Genomic DNA, 24116 nt, shown 5'->3' with positions numbered 1-24116 from the left:
TATTCATCAGTTTTTCATAGATTTACGCCCAAATGGACAATTTAATTAGATTAAATATTAAAGGAATATCTTACAGTCAAACTCAGACTGGCGCATATGCGTTGATTCTAGAGGAAAATGTAGGAGGAAGAAAGTTGCCAATTATTATTGGGAGCTTTGAGGCACAATCAATCGCATTAGCTTTAGAGAAAGATATTAATCCACCTCGTCCATTAACACACGATTTGTTTATTTCATTAGGAAAAGAATTTCAATTGAATGTTGATTCTATTTATATTTATAAATTAGAAGATGGCGTTTTCTATTCGAATATTATTTTTGTAAATAATGATGGACAACGTGCCGAAATTGATTCGAGAACTTCTGATGCAATTGCGTTGGCTGTTCGTTTCAATGCACCTATCTATGCCTATGATAATGTTGTAGAAAAAGCTGGAATTCATTTGGACGTTATTGAAGAAGAAGAAAATATACGTCGCGCAGCAAATAACTTTGAAGATGATTTGGATATCTTGGCTGGTTTGGAAAATGATTTGTCTGATATCAATGAATATGAAGGTTGGACAAAATCTGAACTTGAAACTGAGATGGAAAAAGCTGTGAAGAATGAAGATTATGAATTGGCAGCTCGCCTTCGTGATCAAATCGATAACATGGGAAACTAATAACTATTTCAAATAATTATGTCTGTAAAGCTTAGACTTACAATCATGAGTTTCCTTGAGTTTGCGGTATGGGGAGCATACCTAACCTCTATGGGAAATTACTTAGGATCAGTTGGCTTAGGTCCAAAAATTGGTCTTTTTTACGCGATGCAAGGTATTGTGTCGATTTTTATGCCCGCAATAATGGGTATTGTAGCGGATAGATGGATTCCTGTACAACGTTTGTTGGGATTGAATCATTTATTAGCTGCGATTTTTATGTTTGCAGCAGGTTATTACGGAATGACAGCTGGAAACGATGTAGATTTTACAACAATCTTCGCACTTTATTCGGTTAGTGTGGCGTTCTTTATGCCAACAATCGCCCTTTCTAACTCAACAGCCTACACAATTTTAAAACAAAATAATTTAGACACAATCAAATCCTTTCCTCCAATCAGAACGTTTGGAACAGTTGGTTTTATTGTAGCGATGTTATTTGTTAATTTCTCTGGATTTAAAGATGGTGTTTTTGGATTTAACTTTTCAAGTGATCCAACATTCGTAAGTTTTCAATCCAATTATTATCAGTTCTTTGTATCTGGATTTTTAGGAGTTATATTGTTTTTATACAGTTTCTTATTACCTAATTGCCCAGTTAACAAAAGTTCTGAAAAACAATCTATTTCTGATGCATTTGGTTTAAAAGCTTTTGCATTATTTAAAGATAGAAAAATGGCAATTTTCTTTATCTTTTCAATGCTTTTAGGCGTTTCTTTGCAAATTACAAATGGATATGCAAATCCATTTATCACAACGTTTAAGGATATTCCAGATTATGCCAATACGTGGGGAGCAAGTAATGCAAATGCTTTAATTTCGTTGTCTCAAGTTTCTGAAACATTGTGTATTTTATTAATTCCTTTCGTGCTAAAACGATTCGGAATCAAAATCGTGATGTTGATGGCAATGGTAGGTTGGGTCTTACGTTTCGGATTATTTGGATTAGGAGATCCAGGATCTGGTGTTTGGATGTTTATCTTATCAATGATTGTTTACGGAATCGCTTTCGATTTTTTCAATGTATCAGGTTCGTTGTATGTAGACAAAGAAACAAACGAAGAAATTCGTTCTTCTGCACAAGGAGTTTTTATGATGATGACCAATGGTTTTGGAGCAACAATCGGAATGTTAATTGCACAATACATCGTGAATCATTTAGTGTATAGTCAAACTGATTTGACATTGCAGCTAGAAGGATGGAGACATTCTTGGTTTATTTTCGCAGGCTACGCATTAGTTGTTACGGTATTGTTCGCAATTGTGTTCAAATACAAACACAATCCAGACGAAGTACAAGATGTAAAACATTAAGGTGTAAAAAATATAAAAGCAAGAATCAAAATTCTTGCTTTTTTTATGCACGAAAGTTTCTAATCTATTCTTTTATACGTCACAAACGAGTAAGCATATGGATGTTTTTCATCTTTTTTGAAATCTTCTCGTTCTACTTCTTCCCATTCGTCCAAGTCTATTTCTGGGAAATAAGTGTCTCCATCAAATTCGTGATGAACTTCTGTGATGTACAAAATATCAGTAAATTCCATCGCTTGTTTGTAAATATTTCCACCACCGATAATGTAAATATCATCGTCAATTTTTTTCGCAACTTCTATTGCTTTTGGTAAAGAAGACGCAATTTCGATACCTTCTGTATTCCAATTCTGATCTCTTGTCACAACAATATTGGTACGATTTGGTAAAGGTCTACCCAATGATTCGAACGTTTTTCGTCCCATAATAATAGGATGCCCAGAAGTTATACTTTTGAAATGTTTCAGATCATTTGGTAAATGCCAAATCAAATCATTTTTTGCACCAATTACGTTGTTGCTTGCTTTTGCTACTACAATGTTTATCATAAGTTATAAGGTAAAAAAAGCTATCCTCTTGCAAGGATAGCTTAACAAATATAATAATTTTAGTGAATTATTTCATTTTATTTATAGCATCTTGTAATTGCTCCACTTGTTTTGCAATAGTTGCTGATTTAATTGTTTTTGCAGCATTCGTTTTTACTTGCAATGCTTTTTCAGCCATCATTTTCACAGCTTGTCCTGCTTGTGGATTTTGTTCATTCAAATATGGATAATAACGCGAATATGTTTTAGCAATTTCAGCCGTTGCATCTGGTGTGTCATTGTTCATAATCCAATTGAAAGCTTGTTCAGCAATTTTTCCTTTTTCTGGATCTTGGAATTTTACGAATTCATACATCGCAGCAGATTCCGAAATTAAAGCAGCTTTATCCAATTGATTATTTTTGATCCAAGTCGGAACTAATGCCATTGCTAAATCTGGTGAACCTTTAATCACTTCATTATCAAGATTAGTTGTTAAATCATTAATTTTTGAAGGATTATTTTTTAAGATTCCAGTTAACGAGGCTCCTTGAACACTAAATGAAGGGCTTTTTGAAGCTTTCTCGAAAATTGCTACATCATAAATATTGGCATCATTCAAAGCACTTAAAGCAGCCGCTTGAACCAATGTTTTAGGATCATTAGAAGCCAATTGTTTTAATTTTGATGAAGCTTTATCAACAATCGTTTTTGATTTTGTGTCCAATTTATGAATCGCATAAATTCTTAATCCATCAAATGAATCATCTAAAGCATTAACCAAGGCATCAGCCGCTTTTGGATTAGTTGCTTGCGCATTTGCCATTGCTTCAATCGCTAATAAACGTGTCGTGTAATTTCCTTTTCCAGCTTTGTATTGCGCAATAAAATCTTCAACAGGTTTTTTATCGTCGATATCTGCTAATAAAACTTGATCCGCATTTGGAATAACGACATCAGGTTTTTGGTTTGCTGCAAATTCGAAAACAGTTTCGGCTTGTTTTGGAACCCAAACTTGTTGACGCGTTGTTTTTCCATTTTCGACAATATCAATCGCAAAAGGAAATTCAAATAATTTTGAAGCATCTTGACGAACAACAACTTTTATTTTTTTATTTGCTGAAGAATAATCTGAAACAACTGTTAATTTTGGATGACCATTTTCGTAATACCATTGATTGAAAAACCAATTTAAGTCACGACCAGAAACTTCTTCCAAAGCCAATCGTAATTGAGCAGATTCAGCTTTTCCGTATTCATTATCTTTCAAATATTTGTTCAAACCTTTGAAGAAAGCATCATCTCCTAAGAAGTTTCTCAACATATGTAAGATAATTCCACCTTTGTTGTACGAAACACCATCAAACATGTCTTCGCGAGAATTGTAATGAACTCGAACCAAATTTTTCGTTGGTCCATCGCCTTGTTTATAACCAAACATTTCGTTGTAACGATGCTCATCCGCTTTCTCTTTTCCGTATTTATATTCAAACCATAAATATTCAGAATAATTAGCAAACGATTCATTCACTGTTAAATTTCCCCAACTTTCAGCCGTAACTAAATCTCCAAACCAATGGTGAAATAATTCGTGCGCAATAACATATTCAGCAGTGTTTTCATCGACTAATTGACCAGCTTTTTGCTGAACACCATCATGAAATAAAGAAGCTGTTGTATTTTCCATCGCTCCAGAAACATATTCGCGAGCCGTCATTTGTGCATATTTATCCCAAGGATAAGGATAGTTTAATCTATCAGAAAAGAACTGAATCATTTCTGGTGTATTACCAAAAATTTGCTTTGCAACATCTTTATATTCTGGTTCTACGTAATAATCAACATTGATATTTTTCCATTTATCATTGATGACTGCGTAATCTCCAATCCCGAAAAAGAATAAATATGGCGCATGTTTTTTATCAAATTTCCAATAATCAGTTTTTGTTCCATCCGAATTTTTCTTCGAAGATTTCATTGTTCCATTTGATAATGAAACATATTTATCAGGATATGTTAACGTGATTTCTTGTGAAGTTTTTTGATTCGTTTTATCAATTGTCGGGAACCAACAAGAAGAAGATTCAGTTTCGCCTTGTGTCCAAATTTGAGTTGGATAATTTGGTCGTTCACCTTTTGCATTGATAAAATAAACACCTTTTGCATCGTTTATGGCCGCACTTCCTTCTTGTTTTACTTCGTTTGGACGCGCTGTATACTTGATGTAAAGTGTATATTCTTGATCTTTTTTGTATTCTTTATCCAAATCGATGACTAATTGTAAATCATCATATTTATAATTTAATTTCTTTTTTGTAGCACCATTTACCAAAGCAACTTCGCTAATCAACATTGCTTTTGCGTCTAATGTAACTTTGTTTGTAGCATAGAAATGTGGTTTCAATGTTACCCAAGCTTCACCTAAAACGTGCTCTTTTGCATAATCAAATTTAAGATCCAATTTGGTATGAACAAGATTATTAATTCGTTCTGCTTCTGCACGATAAATATCTAATTTGTTCGTTTGGTTTTCGTTATAACTCGGCGGTGGCGTCATTACTTGCGCATAAGTAAGACTTGATATAATAAAGGCTGATGAAAGCCAAAGGATTCGTTTTTTCATCGTAAAAATTTATTTCTATTGGTTGATAATTTTCTCGAAAAGTTACAAAAAAAGCCTCCAATTTGGAGACTTTAAGTGTTTTTTTATGATTAAACTGCTACAATTCCTTTGATGTGAGGATGAGCTTGATAATTTTCTAATTCGAAATCTTCGTATGTAAAATCAAAAATATCCTTTACATTCGGATTGATTTTCATTGTTGGAAGAGGAAAAGGTTCGCGTGTTAATTGTAGTTCAACTTGTTCAAAATGATTTTTGTAAATATGTGCATCTCCAAAAGTATGCACAAAATCGCCGACTTCTAAATCACAAACTTGTGCAACCATCATTTGTAATAACGCATATGACGCAATATTGAATGGAACACCTAAGAAAATATCTGCACTACGTTGATACAATTGCAACGATAATTTTCCATCATTCACATAAAACTGAAAAAATGCATGACATGGAGCTAAAGCCATTTGATCTAATTCTCCAACATTCCAAGCAGAAACTATAATTCTACGTGAATCAGGATTATTTTTTATTTGATCAATCGCAACTTTAATTTGGTCAACAACTTCTCCATTTGGTTTCCCCCATGAACGCCATTGATGACCATAAATAGGACCTAAATCACCATTTTCGTCAGCCCATTCGTTCCATATTCTTACACCATTATCTGTTAAATATTTGATATTCGTATCACCTTTCAAAAACCACAACAATTCGTAGATAATCGATTTTAAATGTAATTTTTTAGTCGTCACCAAAGGGAAACCTTTCGACAAATCGAAACGCATTTGGTAACCAAAAATACTTTTAGTTCCTGTTCCCGTTCTGTCTTCTTTAAAAGCGCCTTCTGCTAAAACCTTTTTACATAAATCGTGATATTGTTGCATTTTGAGTATATTTAACCTTTCAAATTTAGTGAATTTTTTTAGAATGAAAATTAGTTTAATTCTTACAATTTTAGTGCTTTTTATGTTTTTTGCTTCATATAGCAAATCAGATTTTGGACGAAAAATTGCGCAACATTTTTATTTTCAAACCTTATTTAATGTTGTTTTGGTGGTTGTTTTTGTGTCAAAAATCATTCATCTCAAACTAAATTTAATCTCAATGATTTCGCTAATTGTCATTGGTTGCATGTTGTATATGAGCTTTCCAAATTATTTGCAACAATTGAGAAGAAGGATTGGTAAATAGTTACGTATAATTTTTTTATCTTTGCACTTATGAAAAACGAAGCAGGAATTTTTGGTTTAAGACCAGTAATAGAAGCGATTGAAGCAGGGAAAACAATCGACAAAATTTTTATTCAAAAAGGTTTACAAGGAGAAATTTTTTCAGAATTGAGAAAATTAATCACTGAATATGAAATTCCTGTAAGTTATGTGCCTTTAGAAAAACTAAATCGTTTTACTGGAAAAAATCATCAAGGTGTTTACGCATTCGTTTCTCCAATCGAATTTGATTCAATCGAAAATGTATTACCTCAAATTTGGGAACAAGGAAAAACGCCTTTTATTTTGATTTTAGATCGTGTTTCTGATGTTCGTAATTTTGGTGCGATCGCTCGTACAGCAGAATGTGTTGGTGTTGACGCGATTATTATTCCAGCAAAAGGTTCGGCTTCTGTAAATGCAGATGCGATCAAAACTTCGACAGGGGCGTTGTATAATATTCCGGTTTGTAAAGAAGGAAATTTAGTGAATGTTATTAAATATTTACAATCGGCTGGAATCTCAATTTTTAGTGCTTCTGAAAAATCAGCAGAATTTATTTATGATGCAGATTTCTCTGTTCCTGCAGCTATTGTGATGGGAAGTGAGGAAGATGGTGTTTCGGATTCTATTATTAAAATTTCGGATAAAATTATTAAATTGCCTATGGCTGGACAAACTGCTTCATTGAATGTTTCGGTTGCGGCTGGAGCGATTTTGTACGAAGCTGTTCGCCAAAGAATGTTACAAGATTTATTTTAAAAACATATAACGATGACCTATTCTACTTTTATTGGATTTTTGTTGATTGCGATTAGTATTGCAATGTATTATTTTACGAATTTGGATATTTCGAGATTATTTTCGGATAAAGAATTTTTGGTAGGAATTACTGGAGGTGCTGGTATCGGATTTATTTTGGGAGGATTTTTAGGCTGGCTTTATAAATACAAAGCGGTGAATAAAGCAAATGCAGAGATTGCAAACGAAGAAAAACGTAAAGTTGCAGAACAAAAAGCACAAGAAGCTGCTGCAAAAGAGCAAGCAAAATTGGATGCACAACAAGAAAAAGATGAATCAGGTTTATTGTAAAATATAAATTAGATAAAATAAAAAAACGGTCGAAAATTAATTTTCGACCGTTTTTTTATATTGTATTTCTTGGTAATAAAAACAAGGAACTAAAATCAATAAAAACATAGGCTGAATGAGAAATCTTCTCACATAAAAGAAAATCATTTCGCCTGATGAAAATTGTGTCGAAATCAAATAATTATAGATTGGTAAAAGAACGATTAATCCAATAATCATGATAATGATAGAGAATTTAACGTAAATTTTTTTCCAGAAAATAAACCAAATAATTAATACAGTTAATAATGTATTGATAAGATAACGAACTGTCAAACTAGCGCTCAATTTTGGTAAATCAATTTCTGGGAATTTTGAATGACCAACAAAATGAAAGTATTTTATGAAAGGATCATAAAATAAAACATCTTCAAATTTTCGGACTAATATCAATCCAAAAACAAGTAAAACTGCAATTGCATAACGTAAATATTTATTTAGCATTTTGCTTATTGTATTTTGTTACAAAAAATTTGATCCAAACAATCCAAAGAATCACGATTGAACCATAAATAATTGCAGGGAATAGATAATCGTGCGCCATTTTACCATATTCTGCGTGGTATCTAAAAATATAATTTAACAACATAATTCTCGAAATATTCATCACAAAAAGAATTGCTAAACCAGACAAAATAAACAAAAAAGTTTGTTTGAAATTCGTGTAAAAAGCAACGATAAACGCTATGAAAATTATCAAAATAGAAATCGCATTACAACCTTCATTTACAATAGACGCGACTTGTCCGTCCATTACCAAACGCATCCAAGGTTGGTTTTCTGCAATATTAGAAAAAGTAAAAAAACCACATTTGTTCAAACCAAAAGCTGTTACATCAGATGTTAATTTTGTAAATGGATCAGGGGTATTGTGCGGTAAATATTGATCCAAATACAATTTATAAGCTAAACTTAAAATAATGTAAGTTCCTAAAAAACGTGCAAGGAATAACAATAAAGGTTTAAATTCTTTCATTTGGTTAAAAAATCTTGAACAAATATAAATGAAAAACGTCAACTTTTGATTAAGTTATGATTAATCAATAAATTTGCTTTTTTAGAAGTAACAAAATGCAAGATTTACATAAACGCGTGGATGTCATAATTGATAGCGCAATTTCTACGGAAGATAGATTACAAAAGATTTGTCAATTGTTGAGTGACGAAGTTGAATACTATAATTGGGTGGGATTTTATTTCAAGAATGGAGATAAAAATGAACTAAAACTTGGACCTTATGTTGGTGCAGCTACCGATCATACAATAATTCCTTATGGTAAAGGAATTTGTGGGCAAGTGGCAGAATCTAACGAAACTTTTGTTGTGCCAGACGTTTATGCACAAGATAATTATTTGGCTTGTTCAATAGAAACGAAAGCTGAAATTGTTGTTCCAATTTTCAAAAATGGAGAAAATATTGGTCAAATTGATATCGATTCGCACAAAATTAATCCGTTTACAGAAGACGATACAAAGTTGTTAGATTACGTTTGTCAGCGAGTTTCAGAAATTATTTAAGCAATGATTGATTTAATTTTAAAATATTTTCCTGACTTAACGGAAAAACAAATTGAGCAATTTTCGAAAGTTGGTGATTTGTACAAAGAATGGAACGATCAAATCAATGTTGTTTCTCGAAAAGATATCGACGAAATTTATACGAATCATATTTTACATTCGTTAGCGATTGCAAAAGTAATGGAGTTTGCAGATGGTTCTTCTGTTCTGGATGTAGGAACTGGCGGAGGTTTACCAGGAATTCCGTTGGCAATTTTGTTTCCGAATGTTCAGTTTCATTTGGTAGATTCTATCGGGAAAAAAATCAAGGTTGTAAAAGGTGTGGCTGATGGTTTAGGTTTGACGAATGTAAAAGCTGAACAGAAGCGTGCCGAAGAGTTGACAGATAAATATGATTTTGTTGTTTCTCGTGCGGTAACAGCAATGCCAAGATTTGCGGAATGGATTCGCGGGAAATTCAAAAAAGAAGCGATTAATCCTTTTCCAAATGGTTTGTTATACCTAAAAGGAGGCGATTTGACAGAAGAATTAGCAGGTTTTCCAAATGCAGTTTTATTTGATATTCAAAACTTTTTTGACGAAGATTTTTTCGAAACGAAAAAAGTCGTTTACATAGAAAAGAAAGATATTTAATTTATAGAAATTATATACTTCAAAACCGAAATCAATTTGATTTCGGTTTTTTATTTTAACAATTATTGAATTAATCCAAAAAATGATGTTTAAAACGTTATTTTATCCAATACTTTAAGTTCTTTTTAAGAGGTTTTCTCGTCAAAATTCACTATATTTGTTTGTTTTAAAAAGTTAGAGACATATTATGAGTAATAACACATATACGGCGGATAATATCCAAGCGTTAGAAGGAATGGAGCACGTACGTCTTCGTCCATCGATGTACATTGGTGACGTCGGAGTTAGAGGATTACACCACTTAGTTTACGAGGTTGTTGATAACTCTATTGATGAAGCTTTAGCAGGATACTGTGATACAATCAAGGTGACAATTTTAGAAGGAAACTCGATTCGTGTAGAAGATAACGGACGTGGTATTCCTGTCGACTTACATAAAAAAGAAGGAAAATCTGCATTAGAAGTTGTAATGACGAAAATTGGTGCAGGAGGTAAGTTTGATAAAGATACGTACAAAGTTTCTGGAGGTTTGCACGGTGTTGGAGTTTCGTGTGTTAATGCACTTTCTAACCATTTATCGGCAGAAGTTTTCAAGAACGGAAAACAATATATTCAGGAATATTCGAAAGGGAAACCTTTGTATGATGTAAAAGAAGTTGGAACGACTGATAAAAGTGGTACAACAGTTACTTTTACGCCAGATGATACAATTTTCCAAGAAGTACAAACATATAACTATTCTACTTTAGCAAATCGTTTGCGTGAGTTAGCTTTCTTAAACAAAGGAATCAATATTGTATTGGTTGACGAACGCGAAAAAGATGCTGATGGAAATCCTGTAACAGAAACTTTTCATTCTGAAGAAGGATTAAAAGAATTTGTTGAGTTTATCGACGGTAGCCGCGAATCTATCATGGACAAAGTAATCTTCATGGAAGGTGAACGTGATGGAATTCCAGTTGAGGTTGCAATGCGATACAATACATCGTATAACGAAAATGTGCATTCGTATGTAAATAATATCAATACACACGAAGGTGGAACGCATTTATCTGGTTTTCGTCGTGCATTGACACGTACATTGAAAAAATATGCTGAAGAAAACTTTAATCTTGCAAAAGAAAAAGTTGAAATTGTTGGAGATGACTTCCGAGAAGGATTAACAGCAGTTATTTCGGTAAAAGTAATGGAACCTCAATTCGAAGGTCAAACAAAAACGAAATTAGGAAACTCTGAGGTTTCTCCTGCGGTAGATAAAATTGTGGCAGAAATGTTAACGAATTTCTTAGAAGAGAATCCAACAGAAGCAAAACAAATTGTTGATAAAGTAATTTTAGCAGCAAAAGCTCGTCAGGCAGCGAAGAAAGCTCGTGAAATGGTACAACGCAAAAATCCAATGGGAGGAAGCGGATTGCCAGGGAAATTAGCGGATTGTTCATCTCGTAAACCAGAAGAATCTGAGTTATTCTTAGTCGAGGGAGATTCTGCCGGAGGAACGGCAAAACAAGGTCGTGATCGTCATTTTCAAGCAATTTTACCATTGCGTGGTAAGATTTTGAATGTAGAGAAAGCGATGGCGCACAAAGTTTTGGATAACGAAGAGATTAAAAATATTTATACAGCTTTAGGTGTAACAATCGGAACTGAAGAAGATTCAAAAGCACTTAATATCTCAAAATTACGTTACCACAAGGTTGTAATTATGACCGATGCCGATGTCGACGGTTCTCACATCGCGACATTAATTTTGACATTCTTCTTCCGTTATATGAAAGAATTGATTGAGCAAGGACATATTTATATTGCAACGCCACCTTTATATTTGATCAAAAAAGGAGCGAAAGCAGAATATGCTTGGGACGAAAAAGATCGTGAGCGTTTAACTGCAGAATTCTCTACAGATGGTTCTGGTAAAGGAGTTACAATTCAACGATATAAAGGTCTTGGGGAAATGAACGCGGAGCAATTATGGGATACAACACTTAATCCAGAACACAGAACGTTGCGTAAAGTAACGATTGACAATGCGACAGAAGCAGATCGCGTGTTCTCTATGTTGATGGGTGATGATGTACCGCCTCGTCGTGAGTTTATCGAGAAAAATGCACATTATGCAAAAATTGATGTTTAATCAATTTTGAATGATATAAAACAAAAAAATCCAGCTTTTAAGCTGGATTTTTTTTGTGTAGATTATTCTTTTGTTTTTTTGATTTCTGTATTCTGTTCAAAAATACTTTTTGAGTTTATTTCTATTATAATTGGTTTTATGTCAATATTTAAAGACATATTCATTTCTAAAAAATATTTTTTGTAAAATTTATTTTCAATATCATAATGTATTTTTCCAACTCCTGAACCAGTAATTTTTGCATCATAACCTTCGATTTTTGATTTTATACTGTATTCTTGGTTTAGATTAAAATAACCTATTCCATTTTCAATATTTTTTAGAGTATACAAAGAATTTATATTCATTTCAAGGTTTACATTTTCGATTGGAATTGACATAGTAGTTTCTTGATTAAAACTCTCTCCAACTTTCACTTTTTTATTTGGAAATTCAACTTGATTGAATACAGATTCCATCATTTTCATTAAAGCTTCTTTTTGATTTTTAGTCATTATTGAAGAAAAAATAGAGTCGATTTTTATCTTTTGATTAATGTATTTTCCAGAAAATTTTGTTCCTTTTGTAAGAACAGAATTATTTGATTCTAATAACTCAATATTAATCGGAAATTCATTATTTTTTAGATTACCAGTTTTAGAAATACTTTTTAGTATGATTGTATCTTTAGATAATGTTGGATTTTCTATTCCTTTGTTTTTTAATGCTAATAATATATCTTCAGAACCGATGTATTTAACACTATTTTCCGAAGTTTGATTTAGAGATAAAGTATAATTATAGTTAGGTAAATACTTAATATTAAAATCAATTTGCTCTTGACTTTTACAAAAAGTTGAAATTATTATTAAAACAAAGAATACTATTTTTTTCATGTTTAGTTAAATTTTCAACAAATATATATTCTACTCCGAAATAATCAAAGTTGTTGGGACATTGGAAATCCAAATACTTTTTGTTTCGATTAAGTTTTTCCAACTTTCCATACTAATCATCATCAAATCCATTTCATCCAAAAACTCTTTATCCAATTGTTGTTTGTACGAAAGGCTAATATGATTTGGAGCAATATTTTCGATACTACGAATAATTTCTTTTACTTCTGAATGACGTTTTGTGTAACCGCTCACGTCTACAATAATAATTTGAGATTCGCTATTTGAGATTAAACGTTGTGCGTATTTCAGTAAATCGGCATCTTTATTTCCGAAAAGAGGAAGAAAAACTTTCTCAGCTTTTGTGAAATTTTTGTCCAAAACAATTCCAACAGGAACAGTTGATTTGTTCAATAATTGTTTCGTTCTTTCGTTGAAAATTGAATGATCAAACATGTTTTCTTTTCCAGTAACTTGACCTATCAAAATATCTGGATCGATGATTTTTGTCGTAAATCCTAAAATATTTCCTAACAACGAACCAGAATAAATAGAATTTCTTACACCCATCAACATCAAATCGTAATCACCTTTTTGCGCAACATCAATTGTCTCAAAAACCATATCTGTAGAGACTTTGAACATGGTTGTTACATCTTGGTGTAACTCTTCGGAAACCTCAATAATCGGCTCGAAAATTTCTGCTTCTCTATCCTCAAGATTGAAATGTTGCACTTCGCTACTTTTCATCACATGAATTGCAGAAACAAGTGAATTTTCGTCTTGTTTTTTGATAAAGCTATTAGCTATTCGCAACAATTCAGCACCTTTCTCGGGTGTTTGAAAATCAATTAAAATTTTATATTTCTGACTTTGACTAATTTCAGAAAGTTCATTTTCTGTTTTTTGTTTGCGGAAAATCCAATTGATTAAATCCAAAGCTGGACCTGTCATAAAAGTTGTGACCAAAGCCATTATCACCATCATAGCGAAAACTTCTGGTGTTAAAACTCCTAAATCATATCCAATGTTTAGCACGACTAATTCCATCAAACCTCGTGTATTCATCAAGGCTCCAATGGTCAAACTATCTTTCCAATTTTGTCCTACAAATTTTGCGGCGACTGCACTTCCAACAAATTTTCCTGTTACAGCAACCAAAATAATCAATCCCGCTGTTTGCCATAAATGTGGACTATCTAATAATCCAATTTGTGTTCTTAAACCCGTAAAAACAAAGAATAGTGGAAGTAATAAAACTAATGAAACATCTTCTATTTTTTCGATGAATAAATTTCTGAATTTTACATTTTCAGGCATAATTGTTCCAGCTAAAAAAGCTCCAAATAATGCATGAATTCCAATGATTTCGCTTAAATATGAAGAAATAATTAAGACCAAGAAAAAGATTCCTATGATAGGTTTTGTAAGCGTTGTTTTACTCGAATGTACGTCTGCAATGCGCTTTAAAAAAGGGCGAACGAAACGAACCATTGCGATAACGTAAACAATTGCTAGTAAAATAACATATAATGAACTGACGAATGATCCAGCTTTTACGATGGCGATAACCGCAGCTAATAAACACCAAGCCGTGATATCGTCGGCAGCAGCGCAAGTAATTACAATAGAACCTAAACGAGTTTTACTAATTCCGCGTTCTTGTACAATACGAGCCAAAACGGGAAAGGCTGTAATACTCATCGAAATTCCGATAAAAAGGGCAAATGATAAAAAGTTAATTCCTTCTGGAGCAAATTCCATATAAATTAATCCAGCCAAAGCCAAACCAAGTGTAAATGGAATAATGATACTTGCGTGACTAATAACTATGGCGTCTTGTGCATTTTTCTTTAGCACTTTCAGGTCTAACTCCATTCCGATGACATACATGAATAGAATCAAACCGATTTGACTGATAAATTCTAAGTTTCCTAACGATTCTTTTGGGAAAAGATCACCAAAAAACTCTGGGAAATGCATACCAATAAAAGAAGGACCAAGGAAAATACCCGCAATAATTTCTCCAATTACAGTTGGTTGTCCAATTTTATTAAAAATCCATCCAAAAACTCTTGCGGTAAATATAATGGTCACAATTTGTGCTAATAAAATAGCAAGAGGGTGTCCAATATTATGTGTTATACTGTTGATGAAGTCATTGAAGTAATTGCTTCCGTTTGCAGCGTGAACAACATGTTTTCCAGTTTCCATTTCTTCTGCTCTTATCACAATAAAATACATCATGATTGAACAAAGTAGAATGGTTACGATATAAAAAATTGAATTTCTTGTCGATTTTTTCATGGCGTTAATTTTCAACAAAAGTCAGAAATTAATTTACAGAAAAATATCAATATTTTTTAAACTTGAGTAAAATGTAATGAAATGGATTTTTTTTGTAATCAAATTGAAATTTGAGCAATAAAATTAGCTTTGTAAACTTCGCTTAATACCAAATTGATTTCTTTATTTTCTTTTGATAAAACGTCTAAAGTAACGTTGTCTGAGTGGAAATATTTGATGTGATGTAAGCTGATTATTTCTCGTTTATTGATACGAACAAAATCTTTTTCGGGTAACATTTCTGATAATGCATCGAGTGTGATATTTTTCAAAATCAAGAATGATAAATCTTGATAATAAACCACTTTATCACGGCTGTCAACGGTAGAAGTTGTAATGTACAAAATTTGATTAAACTGCAACAAAATTTTTCCTTTATCCGAATTTAATTGTACAAAATTATTTGGCGTCGAAAAACTATTTTGCAAACGTTTTTTTACTTTGTCAACAGCTTGTTGTAAACGCTCTTTTTTGATTGGTTTTTGAATATAATCTGTCGCATCTAAATCAAAAGCATCAACAGCATATCCCTTATAAGCAGTGGAAAAAATAAACGGTTTTTCTTTTAATAAATTAGCGATTTGTAAACCATTTATTTTAGGCATTTCGATGTCTAAAATACAAAAGTCAAAATCTAAGTTTTCAATTTCGTTAATGAATAATTCAGGATCAACATAAGCTTTCACAACTTCTATGTCCTCCATTTGTTCACACAACATTTTCAGGTATTTTAACCCAAGAATTTCGTCGTCAATTAGTATGCATTTTAGTGTAAAACTCATGTAGATTTATTTTTAAGTTGGCTACAAAAATATCCTGTTCAATAGTTTTAGAAAGTGAAAAATCGTCGTCGTAAACCATTTTCAAGCGATGTTCTAAGGATTGACTTCCATGTCCGCCAGTTTCTTTTTTTAAACTATTTTTTGGTGAAATTTTATTCATTACCTGAATTTGAAATGATTTATTATTCAGTTCAAGCAAAATTTTTATAAATGAATTGGCTTGTTGAAAGTCGGTATGTTTGAAAGCATTTTCAATAAAATCAATACTTAATAAAGGTAAAATAATTTTTTCTTGATAATAAGGTGAAGTTTCATCAATTTTCGTTTTAACTTGAAAATCAAACAAAGGCGAAACTTTTACTTTATTAATTTCAATAAAGTTTTTAGTGAAATCTATTTCATCTTTTATCGTCACAAAATTGTCTTTGCTTTCGTACAAAATATAATCCAACACATTTGCCAATTTATCAATCGTATAATAGGTTTGATAAGCATTTGACTGAATAGAATTAAGTATGTTTTTGAATAAATGAGGATTCAGTTTAGCTTCGTATGACTCCAATTTTAACTCATCAACTTTTGTAGATAAATTGTCTAAACGTTGCGTTTGCTCATGACTTATTTTTTTCTCAGATTTTAATGAATGGATTAAATATGTAATCATAATGATTAGAAAAATAATCAATGCAATAATGAGATAAAGTAATATGGTAGGAAGTTGAATCATGCGAAAAATTCTAACTCAAAGATAGAATAATTTATGAATAAAAAAATCCAGAAAGTAGAACCTTCTGGATTTTTAGAAATATGGTGAAAGAAATTATTAAGCGTAATATTTTGCTTTTAATTCTTTTACTTTTGGATCATCTAAGAATTCATCATACGTCATATAACGATCGATGATTCCGTTTGGAGTTAACTCGATAATACGGTTACAAGTTGTTTGAATCAATTCGTGGTCATGAGAACCCATTAAAATTGTTCCTTTGAAATTAACCAAAGAATTATTCAATGCTGTAATCGATTCTAAGTCTAAGTGACCTGTTGGCTCGTCTAACAATAATACGTTTGCACGTAATAACATCATGCGAGAGAACATACAACGCATTTTTTCACCTCCTGATAAAACAGAAGATTTTTTAAGAGCTTCGTCTCCAGAGAATAACATTTTCCCTAAGAAACCACGCATAAATTCTTCGTGACGTTCATCGTCTGATTCTGTATATTGACGTAACCAATCAACCAAGTTGATATCTTCTTTGAAGAAATCTGTATTATCTAAAGGTAAATACGCTTGTGTTGTTGTAATTCCCCAAGTAAAATCTCCAGAATCTGGCTGAGCTTTTCCTGAAAGAATTTCGAAAAATTGAGAAACTGCTTTCGAGTTACGAGAGAAAATACCAATTTTATCACCTTTTTTCAAGTTGATGTTCGCATCTTTAAATAAAACTTCTCCATCTACAGAAGCAGATAAATTGTTTACTTCTAAGATTTGATCACCAGCCTCACGCGATTGTTCCCAGATAAGTGCTGGATATCGACGAGAAGAAGGTTTGATATCTTCGATATTTAATTTCTCGATCATTTTTTTACGAGAAGTCGTTTGTTTTGCTTTAGCAACGTTAGAAGAGAAACGAGCAATGAAATCTTGTAATTCCTTTTTCTTTTCTTCTGCTTTTTTGTTTTGTTGCGCACGTTGTTTTGCAGCTAACTGAGAAGACTCGTACCAGAATGTGTAGTTACCAGAATATAGGTTTAATTTAGAGAAATCTAAATCACAAATATGCGTACAAACTGCGTCTAAGAAGTGACGGTCGTGCGATACAACGATTACAGTATTCTCGAAATTACCTAAGAAATCCTCTAACCATTGAATTGTATTAACGTCCAATTCGTTGGTAGGCTCATCTAAGATTAACACGTCAGGATTTCCAAATAAAGCTTGAGCAATCAAAATACGAACTTTCGCTTTATTATCTAAATCTCCCATTAATGAATAATGCATATCCGAATCAATTCCTACATTCGATAATAATGTAGCAGCATCAGATTCTGCATTCCATCCGTTCATTTCTTCATAAACGACACCTAATTCTCCTGCTTTGATACCATCTTCTTCAGAAAAATCTGGTTTAGCATATAAAGCATCCATACGTTCTTTAATATCGTATAATACTTTATTTCCACGTAAAACAGTATCCAATACTGTATATTCGTCATATTTGAAGTGATTCTGTTCTAAAACAGACATACGTTTTCCTTTTTCAAGACTAACTTGTCCTGAAGTTGGATCGATTTCACCTGATAATATTTTTAAGAAAGTAGATTTTCCTGCTCCATTGGCACCAATTATCCCGTAACAGTTGCCATTTGTAAATTTTATATTAACTTCGTCGAAAAGTACACGCTTGCCGAATTGAAGCGATAAATTAGAAACATTTAACATAATTTTTGGTATGATGTTTGTTTGACCTTCCGGCAAAGTTACAAATTTTAATTGGAATAAAATAAAGTGCAGAAAGAAGTTACGATTAAGAATAAACGTGCAAGGTTTGAGTATGAATTATTAGATTCTTACGAAGCCGGCATCCAATTATTTGGGACTGAAATAAAATCTATCCGAATGGGAAAAGCTTCGATTACCGAAAGTTTTTGTCAAATGAAGGATGGAGAACTCTATATTGTCAATATGTTTATTGACGAATATGATTGGGGAACATACTTTAATCATAAAACTAGACGAGACAGAAAACTTTTATTACAAAAATCTGAGTTGAGAAAATTAGAACGCAAAACGAAAGAGACTGGATTAACGATTGTAGCAACCACGCTATTTATAAACAATAAAGGGTTGGCAAAATTGAAGATATATTTGGCAAAAGGGAAGAAACTTTTTGACAAAAGAAACACAATAAAAGGAAAAGATTTGAAAAGAGATTTGGATAGAATGATAAAGAATTCTTAAATTTGTCTTATAATTGTATAAAATTAAGTAAAATTTAATATATTTAAAACGCTAAATATTTGATAATGAAAAAGTTTAATCTATTATTATCTGCAGTAGTATTATTCCTAGCGGGTAATTCTTTTGTAGATGCTCAGAATTCTAAGAATCCTTGGGCAATTACAGTTGGTGCTCACGCAGTTGATCACAACTCAGTGACTGGACCATTCAACCAGTATTTCAAAACAGATAATTGGGATATCGTTCCTCCTTTATCTAAATTATCTATCATCCGTAACTTAAACAGATCTTTTGATGTTGATTTAACTGCTTCAGTAGGTGAAGTTGATAACAACAGATTACGTATCAAAGATGAATTATTCATCAATGCTGGTTTAGGTTTACGTTATAAGTTAGCTAATGGTTATATCTTAAAAGAAGATTCTTGGTTTGATCCATATATCCGTGTAGGTGCTGGTTACCACAGATACGACTACACAGGATTACAATTTCCATTAACAGCTTACTATGGTAATGGTGATGGAAATGAAACTTACCAATTAACAGAAGTTGAAGATTTAGAGAAAAATCACTTTGTAGCTTCTTTAGGTGCTGGATTTAACTTATGGTTTACTAAAAACTTTGGTTTAAACGTTGCTTCTGATTACAACTGGTTACCAGCTTACGGAGGAAACAATTATTTCGATTTCTTCCAACACACAGTAGGTGTTACTTTCCGTTTCGGAAAACAAGATAGAGATGGTGATGGTATTCCTGATGACGAAGATGCATGTCCAGATACTCCAGGTATCGCTACAAATGATCCATCTACAAACGGATGTCCAGATACAGATGGTGATGGAATCTTTGATAAAGATGATGCTTGTCCAACAGAATTTGGTTTAGCTGAATTCCAAGGTTGTCCAGATACAGATGGTGATGGTGTTCCAGATAAAGATGATGCTTGTCCTACAGTTGCAGGTCCAGTAGAAAATAATGGATGTCCTTGGCCAGATACAGATGGTGATGGAATCTTTGATAAAGATGATGCTTGTCCAAACGAATATGGTTTAGCTGAATTCCAAGGTTGTCCAGATACAGATGGAGATGGTATTCCAGATAAAGATGATGCTTGTCCAACAGTAAAAGGACCAAAAGAAAATAATGGATGTCCATGGACAGAAGTTCACGTAGCAAAACGTTTATCTAATATTTTATTCGAATACAACTCTGATAAAATTGTTCCTTCTTCTTACGAAGATGTACGTGTAGCTGCTCAAATTTTAAATTCTGATGATTTAAAAGAAAAAAGCTTCTACATTGACGGACATGCTGACCAAAGAGGTAAAGACGCTTATAACAAAACATTATCTTTAAAACGTGCTCAAGCGTTAGTTAATATTTTAGTTGAAAGAGGTGGAGTGGATAAAGCTCGTTTAACTGCTCGTGGTTTAGGAAAATCTCAATTGTTATGTACTGAAAACACTGAAGAGTGTTACCAAAGAAACAGACGTGTTGAGGTATTACCTAGAACAGCTGTAGTAACTGAAACAAAAGTTATCAAAAAAACAGCTACAAAAAAGAAATAATAATTCTTTGAATAGCTTACAATAGAAATAGCCACCTCATTGAGGTGGCTATTTTATTTTTATTAATTTTAATTTTATTATTTCTTTCTAAAAACTAATATAATAATACATCCAGCTGTAAAGATAGATAATAAATAACCAATCCAAGAAAGTAGTGGCATGTCTAGAATCACAGGACGAACAGTTGTATTAGCTAACATACTTGCTCCAATTCCAAAAGCTAAAGTAAGTATCGCTAAAACCAGTTTATTAATGCTGTCTTTTATTAATTTCTGAATATTACCTATTTGATCAATCTTAAAGTTTAAAGCCAATTTATCATTGTTTACTTTTTCGATTAATTTCAAGGTATCTTCTGGTAAATCGTTGATTAAATCCTGAATATCTTTAAAATTATCAATTGCTTTTTTACTCAAATATTTAGGATGAAATTTTTGTCGAGCCAATTTTACTGCATAAGGGCGCATCGAACGTTGTACATTAAGATCAGCGTGTAATTGTTGTCCAATTCCTTCTATAAGCGCAATTCCGCGTAGTAAAATATAAACATATTCGGGTAATAAAACATGATTTCGCTGTAGAATATTGTTGAATTTCTTGATGATAATTTGAACTTCTATCGTATCAACTGTATTGTATTCTAAATAATCAAAAATATCTGCAATATCACGTTCTAATTGTTTTTCGTTTTCGATATAATGTTTAATCGCCATTTTTTTGAGTGAACGAACAATGCGTTTCGGATTTTTTAATCCAAAATCAATTACAACATTTTCTAAAGCTTCTTTTTCGTTGATGGCTAGAATTCCCATCGAACCAAAATCAATAAAAGCTAAACGTCCATCTTTTAAAATAAAAATATTTCCGGGATGTGGATCAGCATGGAAAAATCCATCATCAAGTAATTGTTTCAAATAAATATCAAAACCTTTCTGTACGATTTTTTTCGGATCAAGTCCCAAAGCTTCTAATTGCTCAACATCGTTTACTTTAAAACCTTCGATAAATTCCATACAAAGAAAATTATTGTTGGAATAATCTTCATATGTTTTCGGAACATAAACATCTTTACTATTCTCGAAATTTTTTCTGAAACGTTCGATGTTCTGAAATTCATTGGTTAATGAAAGTTCTTTCAGAATTGAATTTTCAAATGATTTTTCGATTTCAGAAATGAATAATTTTTGAAGTTTCTCATATTTTTTTTCTAAAAAATGAACAATATCTCGAATCAGGGCTAAATCAGACTCAATTATTTTCTGAATATTAGATCGTTTTACTTTGAACACAACTTTTTCTCCATTCAATAAAGTTGCGCGATAAACTTGCGAAATACTTGCTGCCGCAAAAGGTTGTTCTTCTATAAAAAGAAAATGCTCGTCAGGCTCAATTCCAAATTCGTCTCTAATTTTTTGTTTGATGTCAATTTCTTCTGGAGGAACATTATCTTGTAATTTTTTTAATTCTTCTACCAAAGATTCAGGAACCAAATCTTTTCGATTACTCAATAATTGTCCAAATTTGATATAAGTAGGACCAAGTTCTTCCAAAGCCATTCGGAAACGTTGATTGAATGATTGGTTGAAAAATTCGTTGTTTTGGTCAGAATGGAACAAATCATTTCCGCGAGAAAGTATTTCTTCAAAACCATATTTCGAAACGACTTTTACGATTTTAGAAAATCGTTTTATTTTCTTTAGACTATCCATAAAGTTGAGATTCGATTACAAGTTACGAATAAACAAGAGTGTAATTCGTTTATAAAATCTTAAATTTCTTTGAGTTGAATCTAAAATTATTCCAAATATTAAAATATTATTGTTTATCTTTGCACTCGCTAAAATGGTTTAGGAATCAAGCGATTAATTATTAAGTTAAACATCTCTCGGTCATTTATTTGCATTTGAAGATTCCGAAATAAAATAGATTGAGATACAAATTTTTAGAATTATGTCTAAAGAAACAAAACAAGAGGAAGTACAAGAAGTTGTATTAAACACTCCAGTATTAGATGCGTCTGCAAATGCAAACGTAGCGCCAGAATCATTTGATTGGGAATCTTTCGAATCAGGATTAAACGAAGAAGATCGTAAAGAAAAAGCTGAATTAGAGCAAATGTACGATACAACTTTAGAAGACTTACATGAGAATGAAGTATTCAAAGGACAAGTTGTACGTATTACAGATAAAGAAGCTATCGTTGACATCAACTTCAAATCAGAAGGTGTTATTTCATTAAACGAATTCCGTTACAACTCAGACTTGAAAGTTGGGGATATCGTTGAAGTAATGGTTGATCAACGTGAAGATAAAAATGGACAATTAATTTTATCTCACAAAAAAGCTCGTACATTAAATGCATGGGATGCTGTTAACAAAGCACACGATTCTCAAGAAATTGTTAACGGTTACATCAAAGCTCGTACTAAAGGTGGTATGATCGTTGACGTATTCGGAATTGAAGCTTTCTTACCAGGTTCTCAAATCGATGTTAAACCAATTCGTGATTACGAACAATTCGTAGGAAAAACTATGGAGTTCAAAGTTGTTAAAATCAACCCAGAATTCAAAAACGTAGTAGTTTCTCACAAAGCGTTAATCGAGGCTGATATCGAAGTTCAGAAAAAAGAAATCGTTGCTCAATTAGAGAAAGGACAAGTATTAGAAGGTGAAGTTAAAAACATCACATCTTACGGTGTATTCGTAGACTTAGGAGGTGTTGATGGTTTAATCCACATCACTGACTTATCTTGGTCTCGTATCAACCACCCATCTGAAATCTTAGAAGATGGACAAAAAATCAACGTTGTAATCTTAGATTTCGACGAAGATAAATCTCGTATCCAATTAGGTATTAAACAATTAGAGGCTCATCCATGGGATGCTTTAGATGCTGATATCAAAGTTGGTGATAAAGTTAAAGGAAAAGTAGTTGTTTTAGCTGACTACGGTGCATTCGTTGAGGTTGCTCCAGGTGTAGAAGGTTTAATCCACGTTTCTGAAATGTCATGGTCTACTCACTTACGTTCTGCTCAAGATTTCGTAAAAGTAGGTGATGAGGTTGAAGCAGTAGTTTTAACTTTAGATAGAGAAGAAAGAAAAATGTCTTTAGGTATCAAACAATTAACTCCAGATCCTTGGACAGATATTACAACTAAATACCCAGTAGGTTCTACTCACAAAGGTAAAGTTCGTAACTTCACTAACTTCGGTGTATTCGTAGAATTAGAAGAAGGTGTTGACGGATTAATCTACATCTCTGACTTATCTTGGACTAAGAAAATCAAACACCCATCAGAATTCTGTGCAGTTGATGATATCTTAGACGTAGTAGTTTTAGAATTAGACGTAGAAGCTCGTCGTTTATCTTTAGGTCACAAACAATTAACTGAAAATCCATGGGATCAGTACGAAGCTAAATATGCTGTAGGTACAGTTCACACAGGTAAAGCAGTTGACGTATTTGACAAAGGTGCTACAGTACAATTCGAAGATGCTGACGTTGAAGCTTTCGCTCCAGCTCGTACATTAGAGAAAGAAGACGGATCTCGTATCAAAAAAGGTGAAGAAACATCTTTCAAAGTTATCGAGTTCAACAAAGAATTCCGTCGTGTAGTAGTTTCTCACACAGCTACTTTCCGTGAGGAAGAAGTTAAATCTGAGAGATCATCTAACAACAATAACAACAATTCATCTAACACAATCGAAACTTCTACTTTAGGAGATATCGATTCATTAGCAGAATTGAAAAAGAAAATGGAAGAAGGAGGAAACTAATTCTCTAACCGAAA

At 32.4% G+C, this 24116-nt stretch carries 22 protein-coding genes; 11 read left to right on the top strand and 11 right to left on the bottom strand.

All coding sequences use genetic code 11. The features are described 5' to 3' along the window. Nucleotides 1–32 precede the first annotated feature (32 nt). The gene (locus FH779_RS14545; protein ID WP_115001870.1) at nt 33–665 is read left to right on the top strand and encodes a bifunctional nuclease family protein; all 633 of its coding nucleotides are present in this window, start codon (nt 33–35) and stop codon (nt 663–665) included. An 18-nt stretch (nt 666–683) separates the two neighbouring features. Beyond that, nucleotides 684–2018, top strand: a complete 1335-nt coding sequence (locus FH779_RS14540; RefSeq protein WP_180905208.1) for an MFS transporter — start codon at nt 684–686, stop codon at nt 2016–2018. 59 nt (nt 2019–2077) lie between these two features. Here the strand turns inward: FH779_RS14540 and FH779_RS14535 are convergent, their stop codons facing one another. From FH779_RS14535 to FH779_RS14525, 3 genes are all read right to left on the bottom strand, one after another. Continuing rightward, nucleotides 2078–2566 (bottom strand): dihydrofolate reductase, encoded by a 489-nt coding sequence (locus FH779_RS14535; RefSeq protein ID WP_115001867.1) that lies wholly within the window; start codon nt 2564–2566, stop codon nt 2078–2080. Between the two features lie 67 nt (nt 2567–2633). After that, complete coding sequence (locus FH779_RS14530; protein WP_125349791.1) at nt 2634–5168, bottom strand: M1 family metallopeptidase; 2535 nt, start codon at nt 5166–5168, stop codon at nt 2634–2636. Nucleotides 5169–5257: 89 nt separating this feature from the next. After that, nucleotides 5258–6052, bottom strand: a complete 795-nt coding sequence (locus tag FH779_RS14525; protein ID WP_180905207.1) for a thymidylate synthase — start codon at nt 6050–6052, stop codon at nt 5258–5260. Nucleotides 6053–6095: 43 nt separating this feature from the next. On the opposite strand from FH779_RS14525, the gene FH779_RS14520 reads away from it, so the two are divergent. From FH779_RS14520 to FH779_RS14510, 3 genes are read left to right on the top strand one after another with little or no spacing between them, the layout of a single operon-like run. Continuing rightward, on the top strand, nt 6096–6359 hold the full coding sequence (locus FH779_RS14520; protein WP_038332632.1) for a hypothetical protein: 264 nt from the start codon (nt 6096–6098) through the stop codon (nt 6357–6359). Nucleotides 6360–6388: 29 nt separating this feature from the next. Then, entirely contained in the window at nt 6389–7138 is a 750-nt protein-coding gene (rlmB, locus tag FH779_RS14515) for a 23S rRNA (guanosine(2251)-2'-O)-methyltransferase RlmB (RefSeq protein ID WP_038332636.1), read from the top strand. 12 nt (nt 7139–7150) lie between these two features. Further along, nucleotides 7151–7468, top strand: coding sequence for a hypothetical protein (locus FH779_RS14510; protein ID WP_038332637.1), 318 nt, complete (start codon nt 7151–7153; stop codon nt 7466–7468). A gap of 36 nt (nt 7469–7504) precedes the next feature. On the opposite strand, the gene FH779_RS14505 is transcribed toward FH779_RS14510, so the two are convergent. Continuing rightward, nucleotides 7505–7951: an exosortase F system-associated membrane protein gene (locus FH779_RS14505; protein WP_180905206.1), complete on the bottom strand. Its 447-nt coding sequence runs from the start codon at nt 7949–7951 to the stop codon at nt 7505–7507. Further along, nucleotides 7941–8483 (bottom strand): exosortase family protein XrtF, encoded by a 543-nt coding sequence (gene xrtF, locus FH779_RS14500; RefSeq protein ID WP_180905205.1) that lies wholly within the window; start codon nt 8481–8483, stop codon nt 7941–7943. Before xrtF ends, FH779_RS14505 begins: the two co-directional genes overlap by 11 nt. 95 nt (nt 8484–8578) lie before the next feature. Between xrtF and FH779_RS14495 the strand changes: the two genes are divergently transcribed. The 3 genes from FH779_RS14495 (at nt 8579) to gyrB (ending at nt 11789) form a co-directional block, all read left to right on the top strand. Beyond that, entirely contained in the window at nt 8579–9025 is a 447-nt protein-coding gene (locus FH779_RS14495; RefSeq protein WP_038332644.1) for a GAF domain-containing protein, read from the top strand. Between the two features lie 6 nt (nt 9026–9031). Continuing rightward, a complete protein-coding gene (rsmG, locus tag FH779_RS14490; RefSeq protein WP_180906869.1) occupies nt 9032–9658 on the top strand; it encodes a 16S rRNA (guanine(527)-N(7))-methyltransferase RsmG in 627 nt (208 codons plus the stop codon). 187 nt (nt 9659–9845) lie between these two features. Next, on the top strand, nt 9846–11789 hold the full coding sequence (gene gyrB, locus FH779_RS14485) for a DNA topoisomerase (ATP-hydrolyzing) subunit B (RefSeq protein ID WP_125349786.1): 1944 nt from the start codon (nt 9846–9848) through the stop codon (nt 11787–11789). Between the two features lie 62 nt (nt 11790–11851). Here the strand turns inward: gyrB and FH779_RS14480 are convergent, their stop codons facing one another. From FH779_RS14480 to FH779_RS14460, 5 genes are all read right to left on the bottom strand, one after another. Then, nucleotides 11852–12664 (bottom strand): hypothetical protein, encoded by an 813-nt coding sequence (locus FH779_RS14480; protein ID WP_125349785.1) that lies wholly within the window; start codon nt 12662–12664, stop codon nt 11852–11854. 30 nt (nt 12665–12694) lie between these two features. Further along, nucleotides 12695–14971, bottom strand: a complete 2277-nt coding sequence (locus FH779_RS14475; protein WP_221414068.1) for a cation:proton antiporter — start codon at nt 14969–14971, stop codon at nt 12695–12697. Between the two features lie 98 nt (nt 14972–15069). Next, on the bottom strand, nt 15070–15729 hold the full coding sequence (locus FH779_RS14470; protein WP_244957972.1) for a LytR/AlgR family response regulator transcription factor: 660 nt from the start codon (nt 15727–15729) through the stop codon (nt 15070–15072). Nucleotides 15730–15760: 31 nt separating this feature from the next. Continuing rightward, the gene (locus FH779_RS14465) at nt 15761–16456 is read right to left on the bottom strand and encodes a sensor histidine kinase (RefSeq protein WP_084106856.1); all 696 of its coding nucleotides are present in this window, start codon (nt 16454–16456) and stop codon (nt 15761–15763) included. Nucleotides 16457–16615: 159 nt separating this feature from the next. Then, a complete protein-coding gene (locus FH779_RS14460) occupies nt 16616–18238 on the bottom strand; it encodes an ABC-F family ATP-binding cassette domain-containing protein (protein WP_115002136.1) in 1623 nt (540 codons plus the stop codon). Nucleotides 18239–18304: 66 nt separating this feature from the next. Between FH779_RS14460 and smpB the strand changes: the two genes are divergently transcribed. Both smpB and FH779_RS14450 read left to right on the top strand, forming a co-directional pair. Beyond that, nucleotides 18305–18757, top strand: a complete 453-nt coding sequence (gene smpB / locus FH779_RS14455; protein WP_038332657.1) for an SsrA-binding protein SmpB — start codon at nt 18305–18307, stop codon at nt 18755–18757. A 65-nt stretch (nt 18758–18822) separates the two neighbouring features. Further along, nucleotides 18823–20325, top strand: a complete 1503-nt coding sequence (locus tag FH779_RS14450; RefSeq protein ID WP_180905203.1) for an OmpA family protein — start codon at nt 18823–18825, stop codon at nt 20323–20325. 77 nt (nt 20326–20402) lie between these two features. Here the strand turns inward: FH779_RS14450 and FH779_RS14445 are convergent, their stop codons facing one another. Beyond that, nucleotides 20403–22034 (bottom strand): ABC1 kinase family protein, encoded by a 1632-nt coding sequence (locus FH779_RS14445; protein WP_180905202.1) that lies wholly within the window; start codon nt 22032–22034, stop codon nt 20403–20405. Nucleotides 22035–22275: 241 nt separating this feature from the next. Here FH779_RS14445 and rpsA point away from each other — a divergent pair, with 241 nt between their 5' ends. After that, nucleotides 22276–24102, top strand: coding sequence for a 30S ribosomal protein S1 (rpsA, locus tag FH779_RS14440; RefSeq protein WP_180905201.1), 1827 nt, complete (start codon nt 22276–22278; stop codon nt 24100–24102). Nucleotides 24103–24116: the final 14 nt, after the last annotated feature.

Origin of the sequence: Empedobacter falsenii, assembly GCF_013488205.1 — a bacterium.
Lineage (GTDB): Bacteria > Bacteroidota > Bacteroidia > Flavobacteriales > Weeksellaceae > Empedobacter > Empedobacter falsenii_C.
The sequence above is the reverse complement of the archived record's forward strand: the minus strand, read 5'-3'. Positions and strand labels throughout refer to the sequence as shown.

Excerpts from the sequence above, each read along its gene's own strand:
- FH779_RS14545 (WP_115001870.1), top strand. The coding sequence starts at position 33 with ATGGACAATTTAATTAGATTAAATATTAAAGGAATATCTTACAGTCAA.
- FH779_RS14540 (WP_180905208.1), top strand. The coding sequence starts at position 684 with ATGTCTGTAAAGCTTAGACTTACAATCATGAGTTTCCTTGAGTTTGCG.
- FH779_RS14535 (WP_115001867.1), bottom strand. The coding sequence starts at position 2,566 with ATGATAAACATTGTAGTAGCAAAAGCAAGCAACAACGTAATTGGTGCA.
- FH779_RS14530 (WP_125349791.1), bottom strand. The coding sequence starts at position 5,168 with ATGAAAAAACGAATCCTTTGGCTTTCATCAGCCTTTATTATATCAAGT.
- FH779_RS14525 (WP_180905207.1), bottom strand. The coding sequence starts at position 6,052 with ATGCAACAATATCACGATTTATGTAAAAAGGTTTTAGCAGAAGGCGCT.
- FH779_RS14520 (WP_038332632.1), top strand. The coding sequence starts at position 6,096 with ATGAAAATTAGTTTAATTCTTACAATTTTAGTGCTTTTTATGTTTTTT.
- rlmB (WP_038332636.1), top strand. The coding sequence starts at position 6,389 with ATGAAAAACGAAGCAGGAATTTTTGGTTTAAGACCAGTAATAGAAGCG.
- FH779_RS14510 (WP_038332637.1), top strand. The coding sequence starts at position 7,151 with ATGACCTATTCTACTTTTATTGGATTTTTGTTGATTGCGATTAGTATT.
- FH779_RS14505 (WP_180905206.1), bottom strand. The coding sequence starts at position 7,951 with ATGCTAAATAAATATTTACGTTATGCAATTGCAGTTTTACTTGTTTTT.
- xrtF (WP_180905205.1), bottom strand. The coding sequence starts at position 8,483 with ATGAAAGAATTTAAACCTTTATTGTTATTCCTTGCACGTTTTTTAGGA.
- FH779_RS14495 (WP_038332644.1), top strand. The coding sequence starts at position 8,579 with ATGCAAGATTTACATAAACGCGTGGATGTCATAATTGATAGCGCAATT.
- gyrB (WP_125349786.1), top strand. The coding sequence starts at position 9,846 with ATGAGTAATAACACATATACGGCGGATAATATCCAAGCGTTAGAAGGA.
- FH779_RS14480 (WP_125349785.1), bottom strand. The coding sequence starts at position 12,664 with ATGAAAAAAATAGTATTCTTTGTTTTAATAATAATTTCAACTTTTTGT.
- FH779_RS14475 (WP_221414068.1), bottom strand. The coding sequence starts at position 14,971 with ATGAAAAAATCGACAAGAAATTCAATTTTTTATATCGTAACCATTCTA.
- FH779_RS14470 (WP_244957972.1), bottom strand. The coding sequence starts at position 15,729 with ATGTTGTGTGAACAAATGGAGGACATAGAAGTTGTGAAAGCTTATGTT.
- FH779_RS14465 (WP_084106856.1), bottom strand. The coding sequence starts at position 16,456 with ATGATTACATATTTAATCCATTCATTAAAATCTGAGAAAAAAATAAGT.
- FH779_RS14460 (WP_115002136.1), bottom strand. The coding sequence starts at position 18,238 with ATGTTAAATGTTTCTAATTTATCGCTTCAATTCGGCAAGCGTGTACTT.
- FH779_RS14450 (WP_180905203.1), top strand. The coding sequence starts at position 18,823 with ATGAAAAAGTTTAATCTATTATTATCTGCAGTAGTATTATTCCTAGCG.
- FH779_RS14445 (WP_180905202.1), bottom strand. The coding sequence starts at position 22,034 with ATGGATAGTCTAAAGAAAATAAAACGATTTTCTAAAATCGTAAAAGTC.
- rpsA (WP_180905201.1), top strand. The coding sequence starts at position 22,276 with ATGTCTAAAGAAACAAAACAAGAGGAAGTACAAGAAGTTGTATTAAAC.